Genomic DNA, 1,261 nt, shown 5'->3' with positions numbered 1-1,261 from the left:
GTGCCAACCGGTGTCTGACACCCGATGGCACACCGAGTGGGAGCGGGTCGCCTCGTCACGCGAGGATGGGCGGATGAAGACAGCTGTCACCGAGATGCTCGACATCGAGTTCCCGATCTTCGCGTTCAGTCACTGCCGCGACGTGGTCGCCGCCGTGTCGAAAGCGGGCGGTCTCGGCGTGCTCGGCGCGGTCGCGCACACTCCCGAACAACTCGAGATCGACCTCGGTTGGATCGAGGACGAGGTCGGCGGCAAGCCGTACGGCGTCGATCTGATCGTCCCGGCGAAGTACGCGGGCGACGACGACGGCGGCTACACCCTCGACGACATCGCGAAGCTGATCCCCGACACTCACCGCGAGTTCATCGACGACATTCTCGCCCGCTACGACGTTCCCGAACTGCCCGATGGCGACGACACACGGGCGACGGTGCCTGCCGACGGCGCCGGAGGAAGCGCACCGTTCAGTGCCAAGCAGGCAATGCCCCTGCTCGACATCGCCTTGGCGCACGACACGGCGTTCGTCGCCAATGCGTTGGGGCCGCCCCCACAGTTCCTGATCGATCGCTGCAAGGAGGAGGGCAAGCTGATCGGCGCCCTCGCCGGGCGACCGCAGCACGCCGAGCGTCACCAGGCGGCCGGCGTCGACATCATCATCGCTCAAGGATCCGAAGCGGGCGGGCACACCGGCGAGATCGGATCGATGGTGCTGATCCCCGAGATCGTCGATGCCGTCGACATCCCCGTTCTGGGTGCGGGCGGCATCGGTCGCGGCCGGCAGATGGCCGCGGCGATGGCACTCGGGGCACAGGGCGTGTGGTGCGGATCGGTGTGGCTCACGACCGACGAAGCCGAAACCCATCCCGTCGTGAAGCAGAAGTTCCTCGCCGCAACGAGCGCCGACACGATTCGCTCACGCTCGCTGACCGGCAAGCACGCCCGCATGTTGAAGTCGAAGTGGACGGAGGAGTGGGAGCGTGCCGACACGCCCGACCCGCTCGGGATGCCGCTGCAGCCGATCCTCACGAACGCGGCCCAGCGGCGGATCGCGCGCGCCGCGCACACGCCCGGCTCGGGTGCCGAGGAGTTGTCGAACTACTTCGTGGGTCAGATCGTCGGCAACATGAACCAACCGAAGTCGGCGGCGACGGTCGTGATGGAGATGATCGAGGAGTTCATCGACGCCACCGAATCCCTCGCCAAACAGCTCGAGGTCTGATCGCGAGGCCGTGCCATCGGGTGTCTGACACCCGATGGCACG

Annotated in this window: 1 protein-coding gene; it reads left to right on the top strand. The window is 67.1% G+C overall.

The window, feature by feature from the left end; all coding sequences use genetic code 11:
• Positions 1-73: 73 nt before the first annotated feature.
• On the top strand, positions 74-1,219 hold the full coding sequence (locus ON45_RS19385) for a nitronate monooxygenase (RefSeq protein ID WP_040496225.1): 1,146 nt from the start codon (positions 74-76) through the stop codon (positions 1,217-1,219).
• Positions 1,220-1,261: the final 42 nt, after the last annotated feature.

The organism is Ilumatobacter nonamiensis YM16-303, from assembly GCF_000350145.1.
GTDB lineage: Bacteria > Actinomycetota > Acidimicrobiia > Acidimicrobiales > Ilumatobacteraceae > Ilumatobacter_A > Ilumatobacter_A nonamiensis.
Note: the sequence above shows the minus strand (reverse complement) of the source record. Positions and strands in the feature narration are given on the sequence as shown.

Excerpts from the sequence above, each read along its gene's own strand:
- ON45_RS19385 (WP_040496225.1), top strand. The coding sequence starts at position 74 with ATGAAGACAGCTGTCACCGAGATGCTCGACATCGAGTTCCCGATCTTC.